This is a genomic window from Thermogutta sp., from assembly GCF_014359955.1.
GTDB lineage: Bacteria > Planctomycetota > Planctomycetia > Pirellulales > Thermoguttaceae > Thermogutta.
This window is the reverse complement of record NZ_JACIYL010000276.1, coordinates 1-5,124: the sequence shown is the minus strand read 5'-3', so window position 1 is coordinate 5,124 and position 5,124 is coordinate 1. Positions and strand designations below refer to the sequence as shown.

The window sequence follows — 5,124 nt, the reverse complement described above, 5'->3', positions numbered from 1 at the left end:
GCAAATCGGGTCGGAACCCACCGTTTCGCTTCCAGGATTCCGGCATGAGGCTGACCTGATCGACCCACAGGGTACCCGGACCACGCAGGGCGATTTGCAGTGTCGCATTATCAACGTTGCGGATAGCCCGGAGGCGGAGAGGGACTTCCTGCCAGTTTTCGCTCGGCCAGGGGAGACTCTGCATGGCCAGCGGCTGCACACCATCCATGAGCCGAACAACCGGCGCCTGCTCCGTCCTGCCACGAATCCACAGTGAGCCCACGTACCACTCATTGGCCTTCAGAGCGAAGGGCGTTTGCTGGATCCCGGTCTCTCCCGGTGCCCCTTCGATCTTCACCGAGAACTGACTGTTGGCTGCCGAGGTATCGTCCAGAGAAACGCGTCCCTGTCCAAACACTTCCCAGTGCCGGGCCAAACCGCTGACAGGCGAAGAATCAGGAATGCCGCTGAAAAGGACTCTTCCTTCCAAATCGGTCACGCGAAGATTGCGGAACCGGGCCCGCGTGGCCCAGGTGCCAATTCCCACGGCACCCGCCAGATGGCCTTCGCGATCGGTAAAGTCGATGATTTTCTGTTCATCGAGCCACACCTGGATGTGAGGTCCCTCGCAGCGAACGCGGATTTTATACCACCGGTTCCGTTCGATTCGCCCATCGATTCGGGGACCGACCGGATGCCACCGCCCTTCCCCGGATTTGCCGCGCTCCAATTGATGCCATCGATTGCCCCACCCGCCGAGGTTGCACCAGTAAAAATTGTCGTTATCTCGGACGCGGAACAGGATGAGAAACCCCTCCTCTCCGTCGATTTTTTGCGCCTCGAGGGTGAATTCATAATCCCGCCAGCCGGGATCACCGAAAACCCAGCGGCGATTAACGTCGCGACTTCTCTGGACGATGGTATCGTCTTCCACGCGCCACTGTCCGGCATCGTTATGCTCAAAGCTGCGGTTCCAGACGAGTTCGCCCCACAACCCACCATTCACGGAGTGGTAGATATGTTCCAAAAAATGTCCGTAGACTTTGACATCAATGTGATTGACCACTCTGTCCGGAAGCACAACGATAGTGACAGCCTTTTCTTGGCCAAAACCCACGTTTGCCCAACGATAGGCGAATGCTCCCAAAAATACCAGAACAACTGCATAACTCCGCGGCGAAACACTATTTCGCGAGTGTCGATTCATGGACGCACCTCCAACACCTGCGTTAAACCATCGCCAAACAGCACAACCCCGCCTCATAACCCCAAAACCTTTGACCATTGCCTTGCGCGTTCGATGCCATGCGCATGGCCGTCCTATTACGCGCCTCTCCGAACAGCATCATCAATTGTGCCTGCTCCTTGTTGAGCAGACCGCGACGTGTGGGAATCGCATCAACCACGGAAGTACAGGTAAGCCGCGAGAATGCAGATCAACACAAAGACGGATGCCGCGACATCCCGCCAGTTCCATGTCGCCCTCGATTGACGGCGCTGTTCTTCGGTGATTGTCCCGAACGTCAATCCCTGGATTTTGGATTCATCCGGGGGCGCTGACAGGTAACTGGCAACAATCATCACGGTCACGCTGACCACGAAAATAAGCACGGCGAAGTACTGGAAGAAGATGTTATTCACAATCCACAGGAAGGAGCCCTCCGGGTACTGCACGCCAAACAGCTTCACGGGAGTATCCACAGCGAGTCGGAAAACACCGATCGCAAAACCCACGGCCAGGGCCCACAGGCAACCTTTGGCGTTGAGGCGTTTCCAGAAAACTCCCAGGAAGAACACCGTGAAAATGGGCGGCGCGAGGTAGCCCTGGACACTCTGTAAATAATCGTACAGTCCCCGCGCTCCCTGGATGACCGGGATCCATGCCAATCCGATCAGCACCATCGTGGTGGTGGCCACCCGCCCGGTCCACACCAGTTCGTGCTGAGAAGCACTCGGCCGAAGTTTGCTGTAAAAGTCCATCGTGAAGAGGGTGGAGGAAGCATTGAACACGCCGGACAGCGAACTCATCAGGGCGGCGAGCAGTCCGGCCACCACAATCCCGCGGAACCCAGGGGGCAGCACATGCCGCACAATGAGCGGAAAGGCAGCCTGCGTGGCCTGGGAGTTGACATACACCACACCCCTGGTGACAGCCAGGCCGCCCTCCACAGGTTCCACCGTCCCTCCGACAACGGCAACCTTCCCGTTTGTCACGACGGACTGACCGGCAATGATCTTCTGCTCACCATTGGGAACGACCACTCGTCCGATAGCAACTCGCTTCACTTCCGCCTGGGACGTTCCTTCGCTGGTCAGCACCTTTTCCAAATCCGCCTGGAAGAACTGGTTGCGCAGGGCTTCGGATCGGCCGCTGACAGAAAGGGCCAAGCAAATCATCCCCGGGATGATGAAGATGAAGACGGGAAGCAGTTTCAGAACGGCAGCCCAGATGGCTCCCCGTCTGGCTTCCTTCTCGCTGGGAGCGCCCAAACATCGCTGAACGATGTACTGGTCGGTACACCAGTACCACAGGCCGCTGATCGGAGCACAGATGAGCATGCCCAACCAGGGATAGTTGCTGTTGAAATACCAGGCCATTACCTTGGCCTTTTCATCGAGGACTGGTTTCCACGTCCCGGTCCACCCTTCGGGAGCAAGCGGCTTCCAAAGGTTGAACATCTCTGAACCGCAGATCTGCCGAAGCTGCCCCCAGCCTCCCAGGGCCATGAGTCCATAAATCGTCACCAGAGCGGACCCGGCCACCAGAATGAAGGTTTGCAGGGCCTCGGTGTATGCCACAGCCCGCATGCCGCCCAGGACGGTGTAAAGTCCGGTCAGCAGGATGACGAGCACCGACCCCACCCAAAAGCTGTTGAGTTCAAAGGGCCCAATGGTCAGATGGAGTTCCGGAAGCAGTGTTTGGAAGACCACTCCTCCTGCAAAGATCCCCACCGCGATTTTGGTCAGAACATAAGCCACCAGAGAAATGAGGGAAAGCAACCAGCGTGCTCCGGGGCTGAACCGTTTTTCCAGGAATTCCGGCATGGTGAAGACTTTAGATCGAAGATAAAACGGCACGAAAACCCAGGCCAGAACAAGCAAACACCAGGCGTGGAGTTCGTAATGCGCCATCGCCACGCCGTCCGTACAGCCAGAGCCGGCCAGTCCCACCAGATGTTCTGATCCGATGTTGGAGGCGAATATGGAGGCCCCCACGATGAACCAACCGAGATTTCGACCGGCCAGGAAGTAGTCATCCGCTGTATCTTTACCGCGCAGGATGACCCACCACGCCAACCCGAAGAGAACCGCAAAATAGGCTCCGATGATCAACCAGTCCAATCCCGTCATGTTGCTCACCCTTCAACCGGTCTTGAAGATCATCCAGTACGGTACGGACGATATCAACTCCCGAAAGCTGCTTCGTTCCACCTGAGTTCTTTTTTGAATTGGCGCAGGTCAGTCTGGGGACCGATGTGCAGAAACTCGATCCCTGCCATCTCAGCAAAATCCTCCAGATACTCCGGCGTCAGCGCCTGGGTGAAGGCAGTATGGTGGGGGCCTCCCGCCAAAATCCAGGCAGCGGCTGCCGTCTTCAGGTCCGGAAGCGGCCGCCACACCGCGCGGGCTACAGGAAGTCGTGGCAGATCGCGGTCGGGCGGAACCACCTCCACCTCGTTGACCAGCATTCTAAATCGGTCTCCCAGATCGAGGAGCGCCACATTGAGAGCGGGTCCAGCCGCCGCATCAAAGACGAGCCGTGGAGGATCTTCCTTGCCCCCGATGGACAGCGGATGGATTTCCAGAGACGGCCGACCGGCGGCAATCGTGGGACAGACTTCCAGCATATGGGCGCCCAGCACTTTCATGCCTGCGGGATCAAGATGGTAGGTGTAATCTTCCATGAAAGAGGCCCCGCCGGGGAGCCCTTTTCCCATCACCTTCACCGCTCGCACCAGGGCTGCCGTTTTCCAATCGCCCTCCGCTCCGAAGCCGTAGCCCTCCGCCATCAAACGCTGAACCGCCAGACCGGGCAACTGGCGCAGACCGTGCAGGTTCTCGAACGTATCCGTAAACGCTTTAAAACCGCCTTCCGCGAGGAATGCCCGCAGTCCCAATTCGATCCGAGCAGCTTCTCGAAGATCCTCGTGACGGCTTCCACCCGGCCGAAGTTCCGGAACCACGTCGTACTGATCCTCATATTCACGGATCAGGCGCTCCACCTCCAGATCACTCACCTCTTGGACTTTCTGAACCAAATCCCCCAGCCCGTAACCGTTCACCGAGTAGCGGAGGCGGATCTGTGCTTCGACCTTATCACCCTCGGTGACGGCCACCTCACGCATGTTGTCACCGAATCGGGCAATGCGCAGATCCTGGGCATCGTCCCAGGCCACTGCAGCCCGCGCCCACACACCAATCTGCCGTCGGACTTCGGGGTCCTCCCAATGGCCCACCACCACCTTGCGGCGAAGCCGCATCCGGGCACAGATGAAGCCGAATTCGCGATCGCCATGGGCCGATTGATGGAGATTCATAAAGTCCATGTCAATCGCATCCCAGGGAAGATCGCGATTGAATTGCGTGTGGAGATGAAGAAACGGCTTGATGAGATCGCGCAATCCGGCGATCCACATCTTGGCCGGGGAAAACGTGTGCATCCAGAAGATCAGTCCCACGCAATCCGGACTATTGTTTGCATCCAGGCATACCCGCCGAATCGCTTCCGGAGTCGTTACGACCGATCTGGCGAGTACCCGGCAGGGAATTTGAGGATCAGCATCCAAACCAGAAGCGATGGCCTGCATGTTCTGGGCCACTTTTTGGATGGCTTCCGGCCCATAGAGATGCTGACTTCCCGTTACGAACCAGACTTCTTTATCAGGATAGGGTTTCATCGCTTCCATACTTGCTCATCGATTTTCACGAATGACATTCGTCTTTTCCGCCGAACGCTGCGCGCCGCTGCTGTCCATAGTAGGCCGCCGGGCCGTGTTTCCTCTCATGATGTTTCTGAAGGATATAGCCTTCGAGTGTCATGGGCTCGGATTCCAGCACCAGCATATGCCACGCGATTGCCGCGACCTCCTCGAGAGCCACGGCGTTTTCCACAGCTACCTGGGCGGAGCGTCCCCAGGTGAACGG

The 5,124-nt window shown here is 57.7% G+C and carries 3 protein-coding genes and 1 pseudogene; all 4 read right to left on the bottom strand.

The window, feature by feature from the left end; genetic code table 11:
* Positions 1 to 1,186 (bottom strand): DUF1080 domain-containing protein (locus H5U08_RS09815; protein ID WP_297032549.1); only part of this gene is annotated, 1,186 nt, incomplete at its 3' end.
* 191 nt (positions 1,187 to 1,377) lie between these two features.
* A complete protein-coding gene (locus H5U08_RS09810; protein WP_297032547.1) occupies positions 1,378 to 3,330 on the bottom strand; it encodes a sodium:solute symporter in 1,953 nt (650 codons plus the stop codon).
* A gap of 53 nt (positions 3,331 to 3,383) precedes the next feature.
* Positions 3,384 to 4,886: an L-arabinose isomerase gene (araA, locus tag H5U08_RS09805; RefSeq protein WP_297032545.1), complete on the bottom strand. Its 1,503-nt coding sequence runs from the start codon at positions 4,884 to 4,886 to the stop codon at positions 3,384 to 3,386.
* Positions 4,887 to 4,902: 16 nt separating this feature from the next.
* Positions 4,903 to 5,124 (bottom strand): annotated as a pseudogene (locus tag H5U08_RS09800) (hypothetical protein); the annotation flags it as partial.